General features: G+C 68.4%; 21 protein-coding genes. 8 read left to right on the forward strand and 13 right to left on the reverse strand.

Annotation, left to right across the window (positions count from 1 at the left end):
- Positions 1-137 precede the first annotated feature (137 nt).
- The 3 genes from flgA to GJG85_RS16015 all read left to right on the forward strand — a co-directional run bounded on the left by flgA (position 138) and on the right by GJG85_RS16015 (position 2,342).
- Positions 138-1,376 (forward strand): flagellar basal body P-ring formation chaperone FlgA, encoded by a 1,239-nt coding sequence (flgA, locus tag GJG85_RS16005; RefSeq protein ID WP_124631183.1) that lies wholly within the window; start codon positions 138-140, stop codon positions 1,374-1,376.
- Between the two features lie 117 nt (positions 1,377-1,493).
- Complete coding sequence (gene flgM, locus GJG85_RS16010; protein ID WP_050014260.1) at positions 1,494-1,823, forward strand: flagellar biosynthesis anti-sigma factor FlgM; 330 nt, start codon at positions 1,494-1,496, stop codon at positions 1,821-1,823.
- 78 nt (positions 1,824-1,901) lie between these two features.
- Positions 1,902-2,342 (forward strand): flagellar protein FlgN, encoded by a 441-nt coding sequence (locus GJG85_RS16015; protein ID WP_050014259.1) that lies wholly within the window; start codon positions 1,902-1,904, stop codon positions 2,340-2,342.
- A 57-nt stretch (positions 2,343-2,399) separates the two neighbouring features.
- Here GJG85_RS16015 and GJG85_RS16020 read toward each other — a convergent pair whose 3' ends face one another.
- Positions 2,400-4,250 carry a M24 family metallopeptidase gene (locus tag GJG85_RS16020; RefSeq protein ID WP_089488899.1) on the reverse strand — a complete coding sequence of 617 codons (1,851 nt, stop codon included), beginning with the start codon at positions 4,248-4,250 and terminating at the stop codon, positions 2,400-2,402.
- Positions 4,251-4,623: 373 nt separating this feature from the next.
- Between GJG85_RS16020 and GJG85_RS16025 the strand changes: the two genes are divergently transcribed.
- Positions 4,624-5,403 (forward strand): XRE family transcriptional regulator, encoded by a 780-nt coding sequence (locus tag GJG85_RS16025; protein WP_089488900.1) that lies wholly within the window; start codon positions 4,624-4,626, stop codon positions 5,401-5,403.
- 64 nt (positions 5,404-5,467) lie between these two features.
- On the opposite strand, the gene GJG85_RS16030 is transcribed toward GJG85_RS16025, so the two are convergent.
- The 4 genes from GJG85_RS16030 to GJG85_RS16045 form a co-directional block, all read right to left on the reverse strand.
- Entirely contained in the window at positions 5,468-6,709 is a 1,242-nt protein-coding gene (locus GJG85_RS16030; RefSeq protein ID WP_204383464.1) for a multifunctional CCA addition/repair protein, read from the reverse strand.
- Complete coding sequence (locus GJG85_RS16035; protein ID WP_124557368.1) at positions 6,706-7,353, reverse strand: glutathione S-transferase family protein; 648 nt, start codon at positions 7,351-7,353, stop codon at positions 6,706-6,708. The genes GJG85_RS16030 and GJG85_RS16035 overlap by 4 nt, the downstream gene beginning before the upstream one ends.
- Before the next feature lie 64 nt (positions 7,354-7,417).
- Entirely contained in the window at positions 7,418-8,377 is a 960-nt protein-coding gene (locus GJG85_RS16040; RefSeq protein WP_050014254.1) for a complex I NDUFA9 subunit family protein, read from the reverse strand.
- A 57-nt stretch (positions 8,378-8,434) separates the two neighbouring features.
- On the reverse strand, positions 8,435-10,387 hold the full coding sequence (locus GJG85_RS16045; protein WP_050014253.1) for a lytic transglycosylase domain-containing protein: 1,953 nt from the start codon (positions 10,385-10,387) through the stop codon (positions 8,435-8,437).
- Positions 10,388-10,395: 8 nt separating this feature from the next.
- Between GJG85_RS16045 and GJG85_RS16050 the strand changes: the two genes are divergently transcribed.
- On the forward strand, positions 10,396-11,004 hold the full coding sequence (locus tag GJG85_RS16050) for a 5-formyltetrahydrofolate cyclo-ligase (RefSeq protein ID WP_204383466.1): 609 nt from the start codon (positions 10,396-10,398) through the stop codon (positions 11,002-11,004).
- Positions 11,005-11,077: 73 nt separating this feature from the next.
- Here the strand turns inward: GJG85_RS16050 and GJG85_RS16055 are convergent, their stop codons facing one another.
- Positions 11,078-11,590: a winged helix DNA-binding protein gene (locus GJG85_RS16055; RefSeq protein WP_057924555.1), complete on the reverse strand. Its 513-nt coding sequence runs from the start codon at positions 11,588-11,590 to the stop codon at positions 11,078-11,080.
- 149 nt (positions 11,591-11,739) lie between these two features.
- On the opposite strand from GJG85_RS16055, the gene pxpB reads away from it, so the two are divergent.
- From pxpB to pxpA, 3 genes are read left to right on the forward strand one after another with little or no spacing between them, the layout of a single operon-like run.
- A complete protein-coding gene (pxpB, locus tag GJG85_RS16060) occupies positions 11,740-12,396 on the forward strand; it encodes a 5-oxoprolinase subunit PxpB (RefSeq protein WP_050014251.1) in 657 nt (218 codons plus the stop codon).
- The gene (locus tag GJG85_RS16065; RefSeq protein WP_050014250.1) at positions 12,393-13,460 is read left to right on the forward strand and encodes a biotin-dependent carboxyltransferase family protein; all 1,068 of its coding nucleotides are present in this window, start codon (positions 12,393-12,395) and stop codon (positions 13,458-13,460) included. The genes pxpB and GJG85_RS16065 overlap by 4 nt, the downstream gene beginning before the upstream one ends.
- A gap of 55 nt (positions 13,461-13,515) precedes the next feature.
- Complete coding sequence (gene pxpA, locus GJG85_RS16070; RefSeq protein ID WP_050014249.1) at positions 13,516-14,280, forward strand: 5-oxoprolinase subunit PxpA; 765 nt, start codon at positions 13,516-13,518, stop codon at positions 14,278-14,280.
- A 577-nt stretch (positions 14,281-14,857) separates the two neighbouring features.
- On the opposite strand, the gene GJG85_RS16075 is transcribed toward pxpA, so the two are convergent.
- The 7 genes from GJG85_RS16075 to GJG85_RS16105 all read right to left on the reverse strand — a co-directional run bounded on the left by GJG85_RS16075 (position 14,858) and on the right by GJG85_RS16105 (position 23,313).
- Positions 14,858-16,003: a TraB/GumN family protein gene (locus tag GJG85_RS16075; protein WP_050014248.1), complete on the reverse strand. Its 1,146-nt coding sequence runs from the start codon at positions 16,001-16,003 to the stop codon at positions 14,858-14,860.
- A complete protein-coding gene (locus GJG85_RS16080; protein ID WP_050014247.1) occupies positions 15,996-17,009 on the reverse strand; it encodes a peptide ABC transporter ATP-binding protein in 1,014 nt (337 codons plus the stop codon). Before GJG85_RS16080 ends, GJG85_RS16075 begins: the two co-directional genes overlap by 8 nt.
- Positions 17,006-18,004, reverse strand: a complete 999-nt coding sequence (locus tag GJG85_RS16085; protein ID WP_050014246.1) for an ABC transporter ATP-binding protein — start codon at positions 18,002-18,004, stop codon at positions 17,006-17,008. Before GJG85_RS16085 ends, GJG85_RS16080 begins: the two co-directional genes overlap by 4 nt.
- A 1-nt stretch (position 18,005) precedes the next feature.
- Positions 18,006-18,923 carry an ABC transporter permease subunit gene (locus GJG85_RS16090; protein WP_006489141.1) on the reverse strand — a complete coding sequence of 306 codons (918 nt, stop codon included), beginning with the start codon at positions 18,921-18,923 and terminating at the stop codon, positions 18,006-18,008.
- Positions 18,924-18,927: 4 nt separating this feature from the next.
- On the reverse strand, positions 18,928-19,938 hold the full coding sequence (locus GJG85_RS16095; protein ID WP_050014245.1) for an ABC transporter permease subunit: 1,011 nt from the start codon (positions 19,936-19,938) through the stop codon (positions 18,928-18,930).
- A gap of 118 nt (positions 19,939-20,056) precedes the next feature.
- Entirely contained in the window at positions 20,057-21,685 is a 1,629-nt protein-coding gene (locus GJG85_RS16100) for an ABC transporter substrate-binding protein (RefSeq protein WP_050014244.1), read from the reverse strand.
- A 320-nt stretch (positions 21,686-22,005) separates the two neighbouring features.
- Positions 22,006-23,313, reverse strand: a complete 1,308-nt coding sequence (locus GJG85_RS16105) for an MFS transporter (protein WP_050014243.1) — start codon at positions 23,311-23,313, stop codon at positions 22,006-22,008.
- Between the last annotated feature and the right edge of the window lie 147 nt (positions 23,314-23,460).

The raw sequence follows: 23,460 nt of genomic DNA on the forward strand, positions 1-23,460 counted from the left end.
CCATGACAGCGATGGTAGGCGCGGGACGCAACCGGCAATCGGGCGAATAACGCGGCAAAGGCCCCCTCTATTCATCGTTTGCGCGACGCCCCGGCTCCCTAGAATGCGAAGCGGATCAACGGATCGGAGGCATGGCGATGACGGGCGGCGCACTTCGCGGCAGGAACGGGCGGCTCACGCACGCCCGGCGTGCGTTCGCGCTCGCCGCGGCGCTGTGGATCGCCGCGCCCGCCGTGCACGCCGATGACGGGATGATCGTGATTCCCGGGCGCGGCGAGACGGCCGAAACCGCGCTCGCGCACGCCAATGCAGCGAGCGGCGGGCAGTTCGGCGGGAATGCGGGGATCGCTTCGGCGTCGGCTTCGGGCGGACGGCGCGCGGCTGGCGCGGCGAGCGCCGCGACCGGAGACGGCTACGCGGCGCAACCGGCCGGCCAGATGGTCGTGACGAGCGTTCCGCCGCCGGCCGCTGTGCAGGCCCCTGCGCCGCTCCCCGTCTACGCAGCCGCCCGCGCAAACGCCGGGTACGGCACGACGCCGCGCGCGGCGGACCCCGCCGCCATCGCGACGGTCGTCGCCGGCACGGCCGAGCCTGCATCGGCTTTCGCGCGGCCGGCGCCGCAATCGGCAGCTTCGGCGCGCCTCGCGGCAGCCCGTGCCGCGTCGGCCGCAGCGGCAGCGCGCACCTCGGCCGCTTCCGCCAACCCGGCCCCGGCTCCGGCCGCCGCTACGGCCCAGCCCGCGACGCCGCCCGGCCAGCAAGACCCCGAAACGATCCGGCGCGCGGCGCTCGCGTTCCTGCAGCAGCAGATCGCCGGCCTGCCCGGCAAGACCACCGCGACGGTCACGACCGCCTTTCCGCGCGGGCTCGCCGCATGCACGACGCTCGAGCCGTTCTTGCCGACCGGCGCGCGCCTGTGGGGCCGCACGACGGTCGGCGTGCGCTGCGCGGGCGAGCGGCCGTGGACCGTCTACCTGCAGGCGAAGGTCGCCGTGCAGGCCACCTATTACGTCGCCGCGCGGCAGATCGCGCCCGGCGAGCCGCTCTCCGCGGCCGACCTGGTCGCGCGCGACGGCGACCTGACGGTGCTGCCGCTCGCGGTGATCACCGATCCCGCGCAGGCCGTCGGCGCGACCGCGCTCGCGCGCATCTCGGCCGGGCTACCGCTGCGGCAGGACATGCTGAAGAGCGCGGCGTCGGTGTCGGCCGGCCAGACGGTGCGGGTCGTCGCGGCCGGCCCCGGCTTCACGATTTCGGCCGAGGGCAGCGTGCTCGCGAATGCGGCGCCGGGCCAGTCGGTACGCGTGCGGATGGCGGCCGGGCAGATCGTCACGGCGATCGTCAAGGACGCCGGCACCGTCGAAATTCCGCTGTAGGGATGGATCTGCCGCAAAAATGTAAAGAATTGTTTATTCGGGGCATTTCGGGCTCGCGATGCTAAAGTTCGGGCCGACCCGGCCGTTATCTGGGTCAAACCGTACAGGAAACCCATCGTGAAGATCGATTCCACTCCGAAACCGAGCCCCCTCGCGCCGACCGGCACCGGCGCGGCCCGTGCGCCGTCCGGCACGGCCCAGTCGTCCGCACAGGCAGCCGATGCAGGATCGAGCGGCAGCGACACGAACGTCAACCTGTCGGGTCTGTCCGGCCAGCTGCGTTCGGTATCCGCGTCGGGCGACGCCGATATCGACACGGGTCTGGTCCAGTCGATCAAGGACGCGCTGAACGACGGCACGCTGACGATCGACGCGAACAAGATTGCCGACGGCGTATTGAACACCGCCCGCGAACTGCTGCAGCAGCAGCGCCCGCAGGGCAGCTAAGCCCCGGCCTCGTGGCCGGGTCACCCGGTTTGCCGGCGCGCGCGACACCGCACGCACCGGCGTGACGAGCATGACGCGATGAGAGAAGAGCTGCTGGCCACGGTCAACGACGAACACGCGACGATCGAGGCGTTCGCGTCCCTGCTCGTCTACGAGGAAAAGGCGCTGACGACGGCCGAGCCGCTCGAGATGCTGCCCGGCATCGTCGAGAAGAAAAGCGAACTGATCGACCGGCTCGCGCAACTCGAACGCACGCGCGACACGCAGCTTTCCGCGCTCGGCTTTCCGGCCGGCAAGAAAGGCATGGACCAGGCGGCCGAGCGCGATGCGCGCCTCGCGAGCCGCTGGCAACTGCTGCAACAGGCCGCCGAACGCGCGCGCCAGGCCAATGCGAACAACGGGATGCTGATCCGGATCCGGATGGACTACAACGAGCGCGCGCTCGCGGTGCTGCGCTCGGCGCCCGCGCCGTCCGGCGTGTACGGCCCCGACGGACGCGTGTCGGCGCTCGCGCGCTGACCGGCCGACGTCGCACCGCGCGGCCGCCCTGCAGCCGCGCCTGTCCCCTTCCCTTCGTTACAACAGCGGACACGCGGTGACCTGCGTGCCGCGTTCCACGCACAACCGCTCGTAGTCGCGCAGGTACGCACGCTCGGCGTCGTCCAGCAGATCCAGATCGATCAGGTCCCAGTCGTAGCCGACCGTCACGATGTTCTCGAACGTCACCGTGTCGGGCTGCGCGTCGTCCGGCCGCACGATCACGATGTTCTCGATCCGCACGCCGCCCTTGCCCGGCAAATAGATGCCCGGCTCGACCGAAATCACCGCATTCGGCACCAGCCCGTACCGCGCGCCCGGCGCGAACCGCACGCCGCCCTCGTGCACGTGAATCCCGACGCCGTGCCCGGTGCCGTGGCCAAAATCATGGCCGTGATCGCGACACACCTGCCGCACCAGCGCATCGACGTCGCCGCCCGTCGCGCTCGCCGGAAAGCGCGTGACGAGCCCCTTGATGCAGGCCTTCAGCGCGACCGTGTAGATCTCGCGCTGCCACGGCTGCGCGACCGTGTCCGGCCGCGTGCGACGCAGCACGACGCGCGTGCAGTCCGTCGCGAAGCCGGCTTCGTAGTACGCGCCGCTGTCGAGCAGCACGAGTTCGCCTTCGGTCAGCTCGACGTCGGCGCTCGCCGCCGTGTAATGCGCGAACGCGCTGTTCGCGCCGTTCGCCGCGATCGACGGAAACGACAGCGCGACCGCCGAACGGGCGCCGTATGCGTCGTTGATCGTGCGCGCGAGGTCGTACTCGGTGTGGCGCACGCCCGGCTCGCCGGTCTTTGCCCAGCGCATCGTCTCGGCGATCGCCGCGGCGCTGCGCGCGAACGCGTCGCGAAACTGGTCGAGCACCGCCGGCGTCTTGCTCGCCCGCATCGCCTCGACCGGGTTGAAATCGGCATGCCGCGCGTGCGGCCACACGCGGTTCACCGCGTCGACGAGCGCGCAGTTCACCGATTCGAAGCCGTAGCACACGTGCTCGACCGCGAACTGCGCGAGAAAGCGCTCGAGCGCCGCGACGTCGCGCCGGATCACGTGCAGCGCCGGATACGAATCGAGCGCGACCTCGCAGCGGTCGCAGCCTTCCGGCAAGAACAACGCCACCTGAGCACCGATCGCGAACAGGAAGCCGAGGTGCGACGACGCATTCGGGATGTGATAGCCGCGGCTGTTCAGCAGATACGCGAGATCGTCCGACGCGCAGGTGAAGAACGCGGTCTTGCCGTCGGCCGCGCCGGTATGCGCGGCGAGCCGGCGGTTCAGCGTGTCGAGGTTCTGCGCGACGCTCAGGCCGGTCATCGTGGCGGGAATCTCGAAGATCGGCCGCTCGACGTTCCAGCCCGGCAGCGCGATCGCCTGGTCGATTTCGCGATCGGCGAGGCTCGTCCAGTCGAGCGTCGCGGCCTGCGTCTGCTCGAACAGCCGGTTGCGCTGCGCGACGCTGATCCGCCGCGCGTCGTAGCCGACCCGCGCGAGCCGGCTCGCGTGCGCGACCAGCCAGTCGGCCATCGCCTGCCAGATCGTCACGTCGATGCCGAGCTTCTCGACGCGCACGCGCGCCGGATCGCACTGCTCGTCGGCCTGGAAGTGATAGCGGCCGTCGACGAACAGCACGAACGGCGGCACGCCAAGCGCCTGCGCGGTCGCCGCGCTCAGGAAGATCCCGCAGCCCGCCGAGCCGTCGAAGCCCGACACCGCGTAGCGCGGGTTGTTGCTGCGCGGCAGGTACTCGGTCACGTACTCGTCCTGCGACGTGATCACCACCGCGTCGAGTCGCGCGGCATCGAGCAGGCGCGACAAGCCGGCCTGGGTCTCGGCGACGGACGCGTCGTACGGGGAAAGGCCGGAGAAGCTGTATTTCAGTCGGTCGATCATCGGATGCCCGTTATTCATTGTTGTCCGCGGCTAGCGGCGCGTCGCGGCAGCGCTACTGCCTGACACGACACGTCGCCGCGGCGCAGGTCGCGCATGGCGCGACGCGCGGCCGGACCGCGCCGCGGTTCCAGCGGCCGCTCTCGGCAAATTTTCGTCTCACTTAACTTTGTTTGATGCGCGACAGAATCTAGAGCAGGCCGAAATCGAGGTCAAGCCAAAATTTTCGTAGGACTAAAATCGGCGCACGGCCTGCGGATCCCGGCACAGCGCCAATTCACCCGGCGATGCTGCGCGGTACAATGCGCCGGCCTCCGCCCCGGCGAGCGCACCGCCGCCGTGCCCGCGCCCCGACTCGTTGCCACGAAAGAGATTCATGGATTCAGACCTCATGCGTATCGGCCAGCGCATTCGCCGCCTGCGCCGGGAAGCGAAGAAGACGCTGCTGGAAGTCGCGACCGAAGCGAAACTGTCGGTCGGGTTCCTGTCGCAGGTCGAGCGTCATCTGACGGGCATCTCGCTGTCGTCGCTCGTCAACGTCGCGAAGGCGCTGGGCGTGCCGCTCGGCACGCTGATCGAGCAGCCTCGCCAGCCGCAGCCCGATTCGCACGAGGGCAGCCGCAAGCCGTACGCGCTCGACGCCGCGTCGCAATGGTACGAACGGCTGTCCACCACGTTCGACGGCAGCCAGATCAACGCGCTGAAAGTGCAGATGATGGAAGGCTACCGGTCGGAATGGGTCGCGCACGGCGGCGACGAATTCGTGTACGTGCTGGCCGGCCGCGTCTGCTACACGGTCGGCAGGAAGAATTACCCGCTGGGGCCCGGCGACTCGCTGCACTTCGACGCGCGCAAGCGGCATCGCGTGGCCAATGTCGGCGACGGGCCGGTCGAGCTGATCACCGTCAGCACGCTGCCGCTGTTCGACGACAGTTCGGCGGAATTCGCGTCCGCGACGACGGAAATCCGGCAGTCGAAGCCCGCCGAGCCGCGCGTGAGCCGCCGTGCGCCGACGCCCAGACGGGATGTTCGCGACGCCGCCGCGGCGCGGCCGTCCAAGGTTGACGCAGCCGACAAGAAGGGTTCGGCGAAGCCGCGCGCCGCCGCCGGCAAACGCCCGGCGGCCGCGACGCCGGCGCGCAGGAAGAAACCGTAACGGCCGACGGGCGCACATGCCGCGCGCCCGGTTCCGCGCCGATTACTCGCCGACTATTCGTCGACTACTCGCCGATCGCGAGCGCCTGCGCGACGGCCTGGATCCGCGCGCGATGCACGGCTTCCTTGATCTTCTCCGTGTCGCTGCCGATGCCACGCGCGATCGCGCCGGCATCGACGCTGCGCGCGGCCGCGAGCGCGACGCGCAGCCGCTCGGCCTGCGGATACGGCTGCGCATCGAGCCCGAGCCGGCCGCGCGCGTCCGATTCGCACGCCTGCAGCAACTCGGCGAAGCGCGCCGGCTTGCGCAGCGCGTCACTGCGCTCGAAGAGCCGCACCAGCGCGGCCGCGCCCATCTCCATCACGCGATGCAGGTTGCCGTGCTCGCGCGCGACCACCAGCGCGAGATCGCGGCATTCGTTCGGCACGCGCAGCCGCTCGCACAACGGCTTGAGCAGCTCGACGCTGCGGCTTTCGTGGCCGACGTGGCGCGGCAGCACGTCCGCGGGCGTCGTGCCCTTGCCGAGATCGTGCGTGAGCGCCGCGAAGCGCACCGCCAGCGAATAGCCCTGCTTCGCCGCGTAGTCGACGACCATCATCACGTGCACGCCGGTATCGACTTCCGGGTGGTAATCGGCGCGCTGCGGCACGCCCCACAGCGCGTCGACCTCCGGCAGGATGCGCGCGAGCGCGCCGCAGTCGCGCAGCACCGCGAACATCCGCGACGGCTTCGCCTCCATCAGCCCGCGCGCGATTTCCTGCCACACGCGCTCGGGCACGAGCGCGTCGACCTCGCCCGCGTCGACCATCCGCCGCATCAGCGCGAGCGTTTCGTCGGCGACCGTGAAATCCGCGAACCGTGCGGCGAAGCGCGCGATGCGCAGGATCCGCACCGGATCCTCGACGAACGCGTCGCTCACGTGCCGGAACACGCGCGCGCGCAGGTCGGCCTGCCCGTCGAACGGATCGATCACCGGGCCGACCAGCGCGCCTTCCGGGCTCACCTCGCGCGCCATCGCGTTGATCGTCAGGTCGCGCCGCGCGAGATCCTCGTCGAGCGTCACATCCGGCGCGTAGTGGAACCGGAAGCCGTGATAGCCGGCCGCCGTCTTGCGCTCGGTGCGCGCGAGCGCGTATTCCTCCTGCGTCCGCGGATGCAGGAACACCGGGAAATCCTTGCCGACCGGCCGGAAGCCCTGCGCGGTCATCTGCTCGGGCGTCGCGCCGACCACCACGTAGTCGCGATCCTGCACCGGCACGCCGAGCAATTCGTCGCGGATCGCTCCGCCTACTGCGTAGATGTTCATGGCTGCGGTTCGTATTCGGCGATCACGTTGGTTTCGCGGCGCGCGGCATCGATCCACCGCTGCACCGCCGGCAGCGCCGTCACGCGCGCCGCATAGCCGGCCGCCTCCGGCGACAGCGCCGGCGCATACGTGTTGAAGCGCATCACGACGGGCGCATACATCGCATCGGCGATCCCGAATTCGCCGAACAGGAACGGCCCGCCCGACGCCTCGATGCATTCGCTCCACAGCGCGTCGATGCGCGCGACGTCGGCGAGCGCGTCGGGCGTCGCGCCGCGCCCCGGCATCGACGCGCGGATGCTCATGCCCATCTGCGTGCGCAGCGCCATGAAGCCCGAATGCATCTCGGCGGACACGCAGCGCGCATGCGCACGCGCGAGCGGGTCGGCCGGCCACATCGGGAATTGCGGATAGCGCTCGGCGAGCGTCTCGGCGATCGCGAGCGAATCCCAGATCGCCGCGCCGTGATCGTCGACCAGACACGGCACCTTGCCGGTCGGCGAGTATTCGCGGATGCGCGCGGCCGTGTCGTCGCGGCGCAGTTCGACCACGATCTCGTCGAACGGGATGCCGAAATGCGCGAGCAGCAGCCACGGCCGCATCGACCACGACGAGTAGTTCTTGTCTCCAATGACGAGCTTCATGACGGGGTTCCGAAAAATGCGAAACAGGAAACGAAAGGCGCCGACCGGCGGCGCCCCGCGGGTATTAGCGACGCGAGCGGAACCAGTCGAACCGCGAGCGCGTCGGCGCTTCGCCGAGATACGCGGGCGCAATGCTTTCGAGACTCGCGGGCGAGAGCCCGAGTTCCGGCGCGAGCGGCCCCGACAGCACGTTCGGCACCGACATCGTCGCGAGATTGTCGCGCGTGAGCACCGGCTCCCCCGGCAGGCATTCGAACACGCTCGCCTGCAGCCGCGCAAGCGCGTCGGGCAGCCGCACGATGCGTGCCTGCCGACCGACCAGCGTGCCGCAGTAACGCACCAGTTGCTCGAGCGTGTAGACGGTCGGGCCGCCGAGTTCGTAGGTCTTGCCGTGCGCACCCGCGAGATCGAGCGTGTTGACGAACGCGCGCACGACGTCGCCGACGAACACCGGCTGGAAACGCGCGTCGGGCATCGCGAGCGGCAGCACGGGGACCGTGCGCTGCAGTTTCGCGAACGTATTGAGGAAGGCGTCGCCCGGGCCGAACACGACCGACGGCCGGAAGATCGTCAGCGCGAGCGAATCGGTGGCCGCGACCGCATGCAGCGCGGCTTCGCCGTCGCCCTTCGAGCGCTGGTACATGCTCGCGCCGTGCGAATCGGCGCCGAGCGCGCTCATGTGCAGCAGGCGCTGCACGCCGACCTCGGTGCAGGCGGTCGCCAGCGCGGCCGGCAGCGCAACGTGCGCGCGCTCGAAGCCGGGCCCGTACGGCGTGCCCCGGCCGCCGTGCAGCACGCCGATCAGGTTGATCGCCGCGTGCGCGCCGGCGACGAAGCGCGCGAGCGTGCGCGTGTCGAGCGCATCGAGTTCGACGATGTCGACCGGCAGCATCTGCAGGTGGCGCGCGTGGTCGCGCCGCCGCGTGCCGATCCGTACGTGCTTGCCGGCGTCGATCAGCGCATTGACGAGCCGGCTGCCGATGAAGCCGGTGCCGCCCAGCAGCGCGACGGTCTGGCGATCCATGATGTGGGCCTCAAAAGAACACTGCCGCGTCTCGCGCGGCAGTGTGAAGATTGCGTATCAGGGCGAGATCATGCCTAGACGTTTCTTCAACGACTGCGGTTTGCCCTCGAAGAGCGCCGCGTAGTAGACGGTGTTCGACAGCACGTTCTTCACGTAGTCGCGCGTCTCGTTGAACGGAATCGTCTCCGCGAAGATCGCGCCTTCGACCGGCTGCGTCAACACCTGGCGCCACTGGCGCGGCCGCCCCGGGCCCGCGTTGTAGCCGGCCGTGGCGAGCACCGGCGAGCTGTCGAAGTTGTTGTAGATGTCCGCGAGATACCAGGTGCCGAGCTGGATGTTGGTGTCGATATCGTGCATCTGCGCACGCGAGATCGTGCCCATGCCGAGCTTCTTCGCGACCATCTGGGCCGTCGCCGGCATCAGCTGCATCAGGCCGCCCGCGCCCACCGACGAACGCGCGCTGATGATGAAGCGCGATTCCTGGCGGATCAGCCCGTACGCCCATTCGACGTCGAGTCCCGTCGATTGCGCGTAGCGCTCGACGGTCGTGCGGTACGGCGACGGATAGCGCAGCGTGAAATCGTGCTCGGCTTTCGTGCGGTCGGCCGTGTTGACCGTGCGGTCGAGCAGTTCGACGCGCTTGCCGTATTCGGCGGCCGCGAGCAGCTGGCGATCGGTCATCCCGCGCAGCGGCCAGTTCCATTCGCGATTGCCTTCGAGGCGCAGGTTCAGCGCGTAGAAGCGTTGCGCGAGCGCGAAGCCCGGAATCTTGCCCATCGCGTCGACCTCGGCGTCGCTCACCTTCGTGCGCGGCGGAATCGTCGTGCGCTGGCCGAGCTCTTCGCCGGCCAACTGCCCGTAGAAGTTGAACTGGCCGGCGACCTGCTCGAATTCCTGGTTCGCCTGCAGCGTGTCGCCGCTCTGCTTGAGCGCGCGCGCATGCCAGTAGATCCACGCCGGGTCGTTGCGCAGCGACGGCGGCATTTGCTCGATCGACCAGCGCACCATCGGCCAGTTGCCGGCGAGCAGCGCGGCGCGCGTGCGCCATTCGTAGCCGGGGTTCGACAGCGGCGCGTTCGCCGATTTCGCATACCAGACCGACGCCATCGGCGAGCGCTTGATCGCGCCCTGGTAGCCGATCGCGCCCCATGCGATCGCCTGCTCCTGCTTGGTCAGCGACGGCGCGACCGTCGTCAGCATCCCGGCGGCGGCGTCCGGATCGTTGCGCGCCATGCGGCTGAGCGCGATCAGCGCGATCTGATGCGATGCGGCGTCAGCCCCGACGCCGCGCGCGAGGTACAGCGGCGGCGCGCTCGTCGCCTGGTCGAAGCCGACGGGGCGCGGGCCGAGCGCGTCGACGATCTTGCCGCCGAGCGTCGTGTAGTTCTGCTCGTACGCGAGGCGCGCCTGCTGCCACACGTCGTCGCTCGTGAACTGCTGGTTGACGGTGAGCGCGGTGATCAGGTCGACGCACGCATCGCCGTAGTTCTTCGGCTCGACGAGCAGCGCGCGCGCCGCGTCGGCGACGTTCTCGTTGCGCGCCGCGCGCGACTCGAGCGCGTAGCACTTGACCTGCGTGTCGTCGTCGAGCACGAAGCGCTTGTACTGGTCGTCGAAATTGCGCCAGTCGTGGCGCGCGCCGAGCACGAGCAGGTAGTCGTTGCGCAGGCGATCGGCGATCGCCTGGCCGTCGTAGCGCTGCAGGAACGACTGCACGGGCGCGTCCGGCGCATCGACGCGCGCGCGGCCCGTCGAATCGAACAACTGCGGCTTGATCTGGAAATACTCGACGTAGGACGGCACCGGATAGTTCGGGATCATCGACGCGAGCTGCGCGGCCTTCGCGGCGTCGTTGCGGCGTGCGGCTTCGCGAAGCTGCACGAAGATCTGGTCGTCCCCGGCGAGCGTGTCGTCGTTCGGTGCGGCGCATGCGGCCGTGCCCGCGACGAGCGCGGCGGCCGAAAGCGCGAGCGCGACCGCGCGATATACTCGGAAAAGGCTGTTCGACATCGTTTTGAATGGAGCACGAAGTGACCGAAAGCATAGCACGCAACCCTGTGCCGAACCCGAAGGTTGCGCTGCGCAAAACGCTGTCCGGCGCCCGTCGCGACGCCGCGTCGCAACCCGCCGCGAACGCCGCGCTCGATGCGCGGCTGCGCACGCTGCTCGACCGTCTGGCGCCGCGCACGGTCGGGTTCTACTGGCCGCTGCCGGGCGAATTCGATGCGCGCGACGCGGTGCTCGCATGGTGCGCGGCGGGGCCCGGCCGGTGCGCCGCGCTGCCGGTGATCGGCGAGCGTCACACGCCGCTCGCGTTCCGCGCGTGGGACGCGCACACGCCGATGCGCGAAGGCCATCACCGGATTCCCGAACCGGCGTCGGGAATCGTCGTCGTGCCCGATCTTTTGCTGATTCCGTGCGTGGGATTCGATCCGCAGCGCTACCGGCTCGGCTACGGCGGCGGCTACTACGATCGCACGCTCGCCGCCTGGCCGGGCGACACGCTGCCCGTGACGGTCGGCATCGCGTACGAAGCGTGCCGCGTCGATGCGCTGCCGGCCGAGGCGCACGATCTCGCGCTGCGCTGGATCGTCACCGACGGTGCGCTTTACCCGGCCGCCGGATGATGGCGCGCGCGGCGCCGCGATCGTCGCGGCTTGCCGTGAGCGCGTCGCGGCGACCGACCGTTTCCGCGCTCGGTTACAGCGACGCCGCCGCGCGCGCGGCCGTGTCGTAGAGGCCCGACGCGTGGCGCAGCAACTGCGCCGCGTCTCCGATCTGCGCGTTGGTGAGGCCGCTGTCCTTCAGCGTCTCGATCAGGCAATGCTCGCGCACCTCGCGGTACTTCAGGCACAGCTCGCGGCCCGCGTCGGTCGCAAAGAAGAACACTTCCTTGCCGCTCTTCTCGCTTTTCACATAGCCGCGGGCGATCAGTTTTTTCAGCGCATAGGTCGCGACGTGCGTATCCTCGATATTGAGCACGAAGCAGATGTCGGCGAGCTTCTTCTTGCGTTCGCGATGGCTGACGTGATGCAGCAGCGAGACCTCGACCGCCGTCATGTCCTTCGCGCCGGCCGCCGACATGCAGCGCACCATCCAGCGGTTGAACGCGTTGCCGGCCATGATGAGCCCGTATTCGAGTTCCGACAGCTCCGCGCTCGAATCGGAAACGAGGTGTTCGGATGACACGATCTTGGTCGCAGGACGCTTCATGGAAAGGCGGCGCAAGCCGGATGACAGGATGTGCCCGAGTGTACGCCAGAAGCCCCGGCCTACGAGCTAGGCGAAAACGCTTATTGAGAAGTTGTCGATATTTTATTGACAATGTGCGCTAACATTGCCGTCCGAACCGTGCCAGTCCGATGACGCCACCCCGCATTTATCCGCTCGGCGATGCCGCCCTCGTCTGCGAGGTGCCGCCGCCCGCCACGCTCGATTGCCAGCGCCGCGTCTGGGCCGTGGCCGCGGCCGCGCGCGCGTGGCCCGACGTGATCGACGTCGTCCCCGGCATGAACAACCTGACCATCGTGTTCGACCCGCTCGCCGCGACGGCCGACTCGCTCACGCCCGCGCTGCGCGACGCGTGGGAGACGGCCGACGTCGAGCACGCGGACGGCCGCGAGGTCGAGATCCCGGTCGAGTACGGCGGGGCCGCCGGCCCCGACCTGGCCGCCGTCGCCGCGCACACGGGGCTGTCGGCCGACGAGGTCGTCGCACGCCACGCGGCCGGCGCCTACGTCGTGTTCTTCGTCGGATTCCAGCCGGGCTTCGCGTATCTGGGCGGCCTCGACGCGTCGCTGCATACGCCGCGCCGCGCGGCGCCGCGCCTCGAGGTGCCGGCCGGCTCGGTCGGCATCGGCGGCGCGCAGACGGGCATCTACCCGGCCACGTCGCCCGGCGGCTGGCAGCTGATCGGCCACACGTCGCAGCGGCTGTTCGATCCGGCGCGGCCGCAGCCGACGCTGCTGCTGCCCGGCGACCGCGTACGCTTCACCATTGCGGGAGTCGACGCACGATGACCCAGAGCAACGCACCGGGCACCGTCGAGGTCGTGCGGGCCGGCCCGCTGTCGACCGTGCAGGATCTCGGGCGCCGCGGCACGCGCCATCTCGGCGTCGCGCAAGGCGGCGCGCTCGATGGCCTCGCGCTCGAAGTCGGCAACCGGCTCGTCGGCAACCGCCCCGACGCGGCGGCCGTCGAAATCACGATCGGCCCCGCCACGTTCCGCTTCACGCGCGCCACGCGCATCGCGATCACCGGCACCGAGTTCGGCGCGACGCTCGACGGCAAGCCCGTGTATTCGTGGTGGAGCCTGCCGGTCGACGCCGGCCAGACGCTCGTGCTGCCGGCCGCGAAACGCGGGATGCGCGGCTACCTGTGCATCGCGGGCGGCATCGACGTGCTGCCGATGCTCGGCTCGCGCAGCACCGATCTCGCGTCGCGCTTCGGCGGCCTCGGCGGTCGCACGCTGCGCGACGGCGACCGGCTGCCGGTCGGCGCGCCGCCGGCCGGCGCCGGCTGCCTCGCGGCCGACGCGCCCGAATTCGGCGTGAAGGCGCCGGCGTGGTGCGCGTTCGTGCGCGTCGACGAGCCGCCGCGCCGTCACCGCCCCGCGCATGCGCCGTGGGCGATGCCCGTGCGCGTGCTGCCGGGCCCGGACTACGCGTCGTTCGCGGCCGATTCGCAGCAGGCGTTCTGGGACGAGGAATGGCTCGTCACCGCGAACAGCAACCGGATGGGCTATCGCCTCGCCGGCGCCGAGCTGGTGCGCGAGCGGCCGGCCGAGCTGCTGTCGCACGCGGTGCTGCCGGGCACGATCCAGGTGCCGCCGAACGGCCAGCCGATCGTGCTGATGCACGACGCGCAGACCACCGGCGGGTACCCGAAGATCGGCACGGTGATCCGCGCCGACCTGTGGAAGCTCGCGCAGGCGCGGCTCAACCTGCCGATCCGCTTCGTGCGCACGACGCCCGACGCCGCGCGCGCCGCCCTCGTCGCTGAACGGGCGTACCTGCGCCAGATCGACGTCGCGATCGAGATGCGCGAGGAAGCGCGCCGCCGCGCGCAATCGCGCGCGGCGTGACAATGGCGGAAGCGGTAACGAAAGACGCGCCACGCAACCAGTGGACGAGGAACATATGGAAATCGATCTGAATGCCGATCTCGGCGAAGGATGCGGATCGGACGAGGCGCTGCTCGACCTCGTCACGTCGGCGAACATCGCATGCGGCTGGCATGCAGGCGGCGCGAATGCGATGCGCGACTGCGTGCGCTGGGCCGTGCAGAAAGGCGTGTCGATCGGCGCGCACCCAAGCTTTCACGATCCGGAGAATTTCGGCCGCAAGGAAATGCAGCTGCCGGCCGGCGACATCTATGCGGGCGTGCTGTACCAGCTCGGCGCGCTGTCGGCGATCGCGCAGGCCGAGGGCGGGCGCATCGCGCACGTGAAACCGCACGGCGCGCTGTACAACCAGGCCGCGCGCGACCCGCTGATCGCCGACGCGGTGGTGTCCGCGATCCACGACTTCGATCCGTCGCTCGCGGTGTTCGGGCTCGCGAACAGCGTATTCGTCGCGGCCGCGCGGCATGCGGGGCTCGCCGCGGTGGAGGAAGTGTTCGCCGATCGGGGCTACCGCGCGGACGGCTCGCTGGTGCCGCGCAGCCAGCCCGGCGCGTTGATCGACGATGAGGATGCGGTGCTCGCGCGCACGCTCGACATGGTGCGCAACCGGCAGGTGCGCGCGCTGAGCGGCGAATGGGTGCCGCTCAATGCGCAGACCGTCTGCCTGCATGGCGACGGGCCGCATGCGCTGGCGTTCGCGAAGCGGATCCGCGCGGCGCTCGAGGCCGCCGGCGTCGACGTGGTGGCACCCGGAGCGGTGCAGGCCGACGAAGGCGCGTAACTGCCCGTTCGACGCACTCGACGCATTCGCGACGTTGCCCGCTCACCGCACGTTTTCATCGCACCAAAGAAAAAAGCGCCCTCGTGGCGCTTTTACGTTGATGCAATCGCTGCGGCTTCGCCGTCTGTCGATTCATCCCCCGAAACCGTCTTTCGACGGTGACCGGAAAAATATTCCGGATTAAAAAACGTCCGCCGCCGCCCGATCACTGCCTTCCCCGGTCAGACGACGGAACGTCGCTTATGTGCAAGTCGACCTGCATGCCTATGTTGTTCGACGACGATTGGCCCCGCCGTGCATGCAGACTCTCCGCGGCCGGCACGTGCTTCACGTGCCGGCGACGCTCACCCCGCGCTTTATTTCTGCTACCCCGTAGAACTTATCTATTCTTTTCATTTTTTCAACTTGTGGGATGAAGAATAGATATCGGCCGATCGGGATGTCAATCGTTTTAAACGCTATTTTCCGATGATTCGAGGGTTTTCCTTATCGACCGACGCCCCGCGCGCAAGCGCCTCGCGCGGGGCGCGCGACGTCGATCAAACAGGGGAAGATCGGTGCGGACAGCCGGGCGCGATCAGTTCGCGTCGACCCGGTATCCTTGCTGGCGCAACAATTCGAGCACGCCGCGCGAGCCGCCCAGATGCAGCGCGCCGATCGCGACGAACAACGGCCGGTTCGGCGCGGCGATTGCCGTCATCCGTGCAACGAAGCGCCGATTGCGCTCGTACACGATCTTGTTGTCGAGCGACGCCGACAACGCCTTCGAACGCGCGAGCCGCTCGCTCTTCGCGACGGCCCACGCGGCGATCGCATCGGCGTCGCCAATTCGCCACAGTCGATGCAGCGCCTTGATGTCGTCGGCGTTCTGCGCGGGCGTCTGCACCATGTCCTGCGCGAGCATCTCGCGCTGCTCGGCGAGCGTCAGCCCGGTGAATGCGCGCATCTGTTCGGCGAGCGTCTCGAGCCCGATCACGCGGCCGCCCTTGCGCTTCAGGAACACGTTCTGCAGTTGCGCCTCGGTGCCGTATTCGGTCTGCAGGCCGGCCGACAGCGAATCGTAGGTCTCGACGACGAGCGCCGCGAGCCACGGCCGCATCTTGCGGATCTCGGCGAGCGCGGCCGGGTTGCCGCGCAGGCGCGCCGCGAGCCGCTGCCACAGCGGCTCGGGCAGCAGGCGCTGCAGGCATGGGTAGCGGCACACGCCGTACTTCGACACGTCGTCCTGCGATTCGAGCAGATCGTCGGGCGACAGCTCGAGCGCGAGCGTCGGCGACGCGGCGAGCGCCGCGAGGATCTGCGGCCGGAACGGCTGCGCGCTCGGGTAATCGGACGGGTCGCCCGTGTGCAGTGTGCCGAGCACGTAGAGCGTGACCTTGCCGCGGGTCGCGACGTAGAACGGCATGCGCGCCGGCTGCACGCGCACGGTGCCGCGCGACACCGTGCCATCGGACACGGCCGGCGCATGGAAGCCCGGCAGGCTCATGCCGGGCCGCGGCACCTGCGACGGATGAATCGGCGAGGTTGCCGGCGCACGCCCTTCGGCGCGCGCCGGTTCGACGGGGACCATGACGCTGGCCGCCACGCACGCGCCGGCCAGCGCCGCGCCCGTGACGGTACGCACGCTCCAGCGCCGCGCATCGCGGTACGCACGCATCGCGCGCGCGCCGCCTGCTCCCGCACGGCGCACGCCGGACACGCGCGCCGCCAACGCTTCAGGCATTCTCCTCCCCGACCTCCTCGGCGCGATGGCAGGCCACGCGCCGGCCGTCGACTTCGCGCAATGGCGGCTCCTCGACGCGGCACCGCTCGATCGCGTACGGGCAGCGCTGGTGAAACGAGCAGCCCGACGGTGGATTGAGCGGCGACGGCAACTCGCCCTGCAGCTTGATCTGCACGCGGCGATCTTCCTCGAAGATCGCCGGCGTCGCCGACATCAGCGCCCGCGTGTACGGATGACGCGGCCGTGCGTAGATCGTCGCCTTGTCGCCGAGCTCGGCGACGCTGCCGAAGTACATCACCATCACGTCGTCCGCGACATGCTCGACCACCGACAGGTTGTGCGAGATGAACACGTAGCTCGTCTTGAACTGCTCTTGCAGATCCATGAACAGGTTCAGGATCTGCGCCTGGATCGACACGTCGAGCGCGGACACCGGCTCGTCGGCGACGACGATGCGCGGATCGAGGATCATCGCGCGCGCGATCGCGACCCGCTGGCGCTGGCCGCCCGAGAACATGTGCGGATAGCGTTTCGCGTGCTCGGGCCGCAGGCCGACCGTGCGCATGATCTGCGCGATGCGCGCGGCGCGCTCGGCGGCCGTCAGGTTCGCGTTGATCTCGAGCGGCTCCGCGAGCGTCTGCTCGACGGTCTTGCGCGGATTCAGCGACGCGAACGGGTTCTGGAACACCATCTGCACGCGGCGGCGCAGGTCGGCGACCGTCTCGCGGTTCGCGCCGGCGACGTTCTTGCCGTCGATCACGAGGCTGCCGGCGGTGGGCGTCTCGATCATCGTCAGCTGGCGCGCGAGCGTCGACTTCCCGCAGCCCGACTCGCCGACGACGGCGAGCGTCTTGCCGCGCTTCAGCGAGAACGACACGCCGTTCAGCGCCTTCACCGTGCCCTGCCCGAACATCCCGCGCTTCACCGTGTAGTGTTTCGCGAGGCCATCGGCCACCAGGACGTCCTCGTCGTGCGACGCGTGGCGCGTATCTTGGACTGCGTTCATCGTGCGCCTCCCGTCACGTCGAGGTTGGAAAGATTGAGCGGCTTGATGCAGCGCGCGCGCATCGCATCGTTGCCCGACACCAGCGCGTCGAGCGCCGGCCGCGCCTTGCGGCAATCGTCGACGACGTACTTGCAGCGCGGCGCGAACAGGCACCCGGACGGGCGATCATCGCGGCCCGGCACCATGCCCGGCAATGCGGCAAGGCGACGCGCCCCCTGATTGTGCTCGGGAATCGCCGCGAGCAGCGCTTCGGTGTACGGATGATGCGGCGCGCGGAAGATGTCGGGCACGCGGTTGGTCTCGATGATCTCGCCCGCGTACATCACCGCGACGCGATGCGCGACCTCCGACACCACGGCCAGATCGTGCGAGATCAGCACGAGCGCCATCCCGCGCTCCTTCTGCAGCTTCACGAGCAGATCCATGATCTGCGCCTGGATCGTCACGTCGAGCGCGGTGGTCGGCTCGTCGGCGATCAGCAGCTTCGGGTTGCACGCGACGGCCATCGCGATCATCACGCGCTGGTTCATCCCGCCCGACATCTGGTGCGGAAACGATGCGATGCGATTCTTCGCATCGGGAATGCCGACCTGGTCGAGCAGCTCCAGCGCGCGCCGGTGCAGCGCGTCGCCGCGCAGCCCTTCGTGCAGCTTCAGCACTTCCTTGATCTGGTAGCCGACCGTGTAGCTCGGGTTCAGGCTCGTCAGCGCGTCCTGGAACACCATCGCGATGTCCTTGCCGACGATCTTGCGGCGCGCCTTCGGCGATGCCTTCAAGAGATCGACGCCGTTGAACGTGACCTCGTCGGCCGTCACCTTGCCGGGCGCGTCGATCAGGCCCATCAGCGCCATCATCGTCACGCTCTTGCCCGAGCCCGATTCGCCGACGACGCCCACCACCTCGCCCGGCGCGACCGACAGGTTGATCCGGTCGACCGCGGGCAGGCCGTTGAAGTTCACCGCGAGATTGCGGATGGTCAGAAGATTGTGGCTCATATCAGGCCATCCGTTTCAGTTTGGGATCGAGTGCGTCGCGCAGCCCGTCGCCGAGCAGGTTGATCGCGAGCACCGAAATCAGGATCGACAGGCCGGGCATCGTCACGATCCACCATGCGTTGTCGATGTAGTCGCGCGCGGACGCGAGCATCGCGCCCCACTCGGCGGTCGGCGGTTGCACGCCGAGGCCGAGGAAGCCGAGCGCGGCCGCGTCGAGAATCGCCGACGAGAAGCCGAGCGTCGCCTGCACGATCAGCGGCGCCGTGCAGTTCGGCAGCACCTGCGAGAACATCAGCCGCAGCGTGCCGGCGCCGGCCACGCGCGACGCGGTCACGTACTCTTTCTGCAGCTCGCCGAGCGCCGACGCGCGCGTGAGGCGCACGTAGGCCGGCAGCGCGACGATCGCGATCGCGAACATCGTGTTGGTGAGGCCCGGGCCGATGATCGCGACGACCGCGACCGCGAGCAGCAGCGACGGCAGCGCGAGCAGCACGTCCATGATGCGCATCACCGGCGTGTCGGCCCACTTCTGGAAGAACGCGGCGACGAGCCCGAGCACGATGCCGGGGATCAGCGCGAGCACGACCGATACGAAGCCGATCCAGAACGACATCCGCGCGCCGAACATCAGCCGCGAAAGGATGTCGCGGCCCGCTTCGTCGGTGCCGAGGATGAATTGCCAGTTGCCGCCGGCGAGCCACGCGGGCGGAATCTTCACGTAGTCGCGGTATTGCTCGACCGGGCTGTGCGGCGCGATCAGCGGCGCGAGCAAGGCGACTGCGATCAGCACGATCACGACGATGCCCGCGCCGACGGCGCCGCGGTTGCGCGAGAAGTTGGCCCAGAACTCGCGCAGCGCGAGCGCACGGCCGCCGGCCGGCGCGGATTCGGTCGGCAGGGTATTTTGCAGATTGCTCATGGAATTACCTCGTGTGGCGGATGCGCGGATTCAGCACGCCGTACAGCAGGTCGACGACCAGGTTCACGACGATCACGAGCGTCGCGATCAACAGGATGCCGCCCTGGACGACCGGATAGTCGCGGCGGCCGATCGCATCGATCAGCCACTTGCCGACGCCGGGCCACGAAAAGAGCGTCTCGGTCAGCACGGCGCCAGCAAGCAGCGTGCCGATCTGCAGGCCGATCACGGTGACGACCGGGATCAGCGCATTGCGCAGCGCATGCACGACGACCACGCGCACGGGCGACAGCCCTTTCGCGCGGGCGGTGCGGATGTAGTCCTCGCGCAGCACTTCGAGCATCGACGAGCGCGTCATCCGCGCGATCACCGCAAGCGGGATCGTGCCGAGCACGATCGCGGGCAGGATCAGGTGGCTGACCGCCGACTTGAACGAACCTTCGTCCGGCGCGAGCAGCGCGTCGATCAGCATGAAGCCGGTCGGGTGCGGGAAATCGTATTCGACCGCGATGCGCCCCGACACGGGCGTCCAGCCGAGATACGACGAGAACACCATGATGAGGATCAGCCCCCACCAGAAGATCGGCATCGAATAGCCGGTGAGCGCGGTGCCCATCACGCCGTGGTCGACGACCGAGCCGCGCCGCAGCGCGGCGATCACGCCGGCCGGCAGCCCGACCGCGAGCGCGAACACGAGCGCACACAGCGACAGTTCGACGGTCGCCGGGAAGCGCGCGAAGAACTCGCCCGCGACGCTCGTGTTGGTGATGATCGACATGCCGAGGTCGCCATGCAGCGCCCGGCCGATGTAGTGGATGTACTGCAGGGGCAGCGGCTGGTCGAGCCCGAGGCGTTTCATCGCCTCTGCGTGCATCGCGGGATCGACGCCGCGCTCGCCCATCATCACTTCGATGGGGTCGCCCGGTATCAGGTGAATCAGCGCAAACGCCAGGATGGTGATGCCGATGAAAGTCGGGATCACCATCCCCACGCGGCGCAACACGAATCTGAACATGATGCGTCTCGTATTTTCTTGTGGGAAATGTGCGACCGGCGACGAAGGGCTTTTGGCCCCTCGCCGCCGGATGATTTCAAGCCGGTTTTCTCAATGACGACAGCTTACGCCAGCCCGGTTACTTCACGCTGACACCGTCGAAACGCGCATAGCCGAGCGGTTCGATACGCATGTCGACCACGTTCTTGCGCACCGGCTGGTAAACGGTCGAGTTCGCGATCGGCGAGAACGGCAGCTGTTGCGCGAAGATCTGCTGCGCCTGCGTGTAGAGCTTCGTGCGCGCGTCCTGCCCCGTCGTCGTGCGGCCCTTCTGCACCAGTTCGTCGAACGGCTTGTAGCACCAGTGCGAGAAGTTGTTGCCCTTGATCGCCTCGCAGCCGAGCAGCGTGCCGAGCCAGTTGTCCGGGTCGCCGTTGTCGCCCGTCCAGCCGATCAGCATCGTATCCTGCTCGCCCGAGTGCGCGCGCTTGATGTACTCGCCCCATTCATACGTGACGATCTTCGCCTTCACGCCGATCTTCGCCCAGTCGGCCTGGATCATCTCGGCCATCAGGCGGGCGTTCGGGTTGTACGCGCGCTGCACCGGCATCGCCCACAGCGTGATCTCGAAACCGTTCGGGAAGCCTGCCTTCGCGAGCAGCGCCTTCGCCTTCGCGGTGTCATAGGCGGCCATCTTCAGGTTCTTGTCGTACGACCATTGGGTCGGCGGCATCGGCGCGGTCGCGGCCTGGCCGGCGCCCTGGTAGACGGACTCGAGGATCGCCTTCTTGTTGATCGCCATGTCGAGCGCCTGACGCACCTCGAGCTTGTCGACCGGCTTGTGCTCGACGTTGTACGCGAGGTAGCCGAGGTTGAAGCCGGCCTGCGACGGCATGTCGACGTTCGAATCGGCCTTCAGCGTCGCGATGTCGGCCGGGCGCGGATAGCTCATCACCTGGCATTCGTTGCGCTTGAGCTTCTGCACGCGCACGCCCGGATCCGGCGTGATCGAGAAGATCAGCTTCGACAGCTTCACTTCGCCCTTCTTCCAGTAATCAGGATTGCCGTCGAAGCGGATCGTCGCATCCTTCGTATAGCTGCGGAAGATGAACGGGCCCGTGCCGACCGGCTTCTGGTTGATGTCGGCGGCCTTGCCGGCCTTCATCAGCTGATCGCCGTATTCGGCCGACAGGATCGACGCGAATTCCATCGCCATGTTCTGGATGAACGGCGCGTTCGGCTCGGCCAGCGTGAACTTCACGGTGTACGGATCGACCTTCTCGATCTTCGTGATCAGCTTGTCGAGGCCCATGTCGGTGAAGTACGGGAACGACACCGGGTACGCCTTGCGGAACGCATTGTTCGGGTCGAGCATGCGCTGGAACGAGAACAGCACGTCGTCCGCGTTGAATTCACGCGTCGGCTTGAAGAAGTCGGTCGTGTGGAACTTCACGCCGTGGCGCAGGTGAAACGTGTACACCTTGCCGTCGGACGACACGTCCCACTTCTCGGCGAGGCCGGGCTCGACCTTCGTGCCGCCGCGCTCGAATTCGACGAGGCGGTTGTAGACGGTGAACGTGGCGGCGGTGAAATCGACGCCGGTCGTAAATTGCGCGGAATCGAAACCCGCCGGGCTGCCTTCTGAGCAGTAGACGAGCGTTTTGTTCGGGATCTGTGCGAATGCAGAGCCCGCGACGCCGAGCGATGCCGCTGCCACGCCTGCCATGGCGGTAACACGCAGGGTGTGCAACAGACGGTTGTATTCCATGTTTCCTCCAGGTCTCCAGATCGGAACCGGTCCCGCCAGGGTCCGGCGTACGCGGATATTACTTGAGCTAACGATGCGGCAACAAGCTGGAGAAAAAACTCTTCTAGATGTCCGGCGGGTTTTTGCCGATTTTTAGTGGGGGTAAAAAATGCGACAACGCGCGCGAGCGACAATTTCGTTCATTTCGCGGCTTGTTTCGTTCGACGACTAAACAATTCGGGTGCGAACACGAAGGGGCGACGCACCGTTTCCCCGCGTTCTGCAGCACATCATTGCGTTTTACGAAACGATGCGATGACCGTCGTCAAATCGTCATGTCGTCACGCCGGCGCGTCGAGGTCGGCGTTGCGCGCGGGCACGAACGCGACCGCGACGATCGACAGCGCGATGCCCGCCATCACGTAATAGGTCGGCGCGAGCGGCGTGCCGGTCACCTTGATCAGCCACGTGACGATGAACTGGCCGAAGCCGCCGAACAGCATCACCGCGACGTTGTACGCGATCGACAGCCCGGTCGAGCGCACGTTGGCCGGGAACAGCTCGGCGATCATCGCGCCGAACGGCCCGTAGTAGCCCGCGAGCGTCACCGACAGCACGGCCTGCACCGCGATCAGCCGCCCGATGCTCGGCGCCGCGTCGAGCCACGCGAACAGCGGATACATCAGCGCGAGCGTCAGCGCCAGCGACCACAGCGACAGCCCCTTGCGGCCGATGCGGTCCGACCACGCGCCGGCGATCGGCGACAGCACCATCAGCAGCAGGTTGCCGACGATCACCGCGTAGAACGATTCCGCATAGGGCAACTTCAGCTGCTTCACCGCGAAGGTCGGCAGATAGCTGATCAGCACGTAGATCGTCACGGTGAGCGCGATCACCGAGCCGAGCCCGCACAGCACCTCGCGCGGGTGGCGCGTGAACACTTCGCCGAGCGTCGCGCGGCGCGCGCTCTGCTGCGCATGCAGGAATGCTTCGGAATCCGCGAGATGACGGCGGATGTAGAAACCGATCGGGCCGATCACGAGCCCGAGGACGAACGGCACGCGCCAGCCCCAGCTGCGCAGCGCGTCGTGCGACAGCCCGCGCGTGACGGCCGCGCCGACGAGCGCGCCGATCAGCAGCGCGCCCGCCTGGCTCGCCATCTGCCAGCTGCCGTAGAAACCGCGTTTCGAGAACGGCGCCGCTTCGATCAGCAGGGCCGTCGCGCTGCCGAATTCGCCGCCCGCGGAAAAGCCCTGCAGCAGGCGGCCGAGCACGATCAGCAGCGGGCCGCCGATGCCGATCGCCGCATAGGGCGGCGCGATCGCGAGCAGGAAAATGCCGGCCGTCATCAGCAGGATCACCAGCGACAGCGCGGCCTTGCGGCCCGCACGGTCCGCGTACAGCCCGAACACGATGCCGCCGATCGGGCGCATGAAGAACGCGACGCCGAACGTCGCGGTGGTGAGCAGCAGCGACGAGTATTCGCTCGAGGTGGGGAAGAACAGCTCGGCGATCACGACCGTCATGAAGCCGAACACCGTGAAGTCGTACCACTCGAGCGCATTGCCGATCACGGCGGCCACGACGGCTCGCCGGTTCAGCGCACGCTCGGGCCGGGTCAATTTCGTTGAATTCGCAATCGTCGCCATGCGTGCCTCGTCTCATGAATTCGCCGTGTCGGGCGGTTCGGCGCGCGGGATGCCGCGGCGCGCTGGTGTGCAGCGAGTGTAGAAAGCGACGGAACCGTTTTCAAGCAATAAAAAACGCCCGCCACCGAACGACAGCGAGCGTGTTGC

Origin of the sequence: Burkholderia sp. MS389, from assembly GCF_016899425.1 — a bacterium.
GTDB classification, from domain to species: Bacteria; Pseudomonadota; Gammaproteobacteria; order Burkholderiales; family Burkholderiaceae; genus Burkholderia; species Burkholderia sola.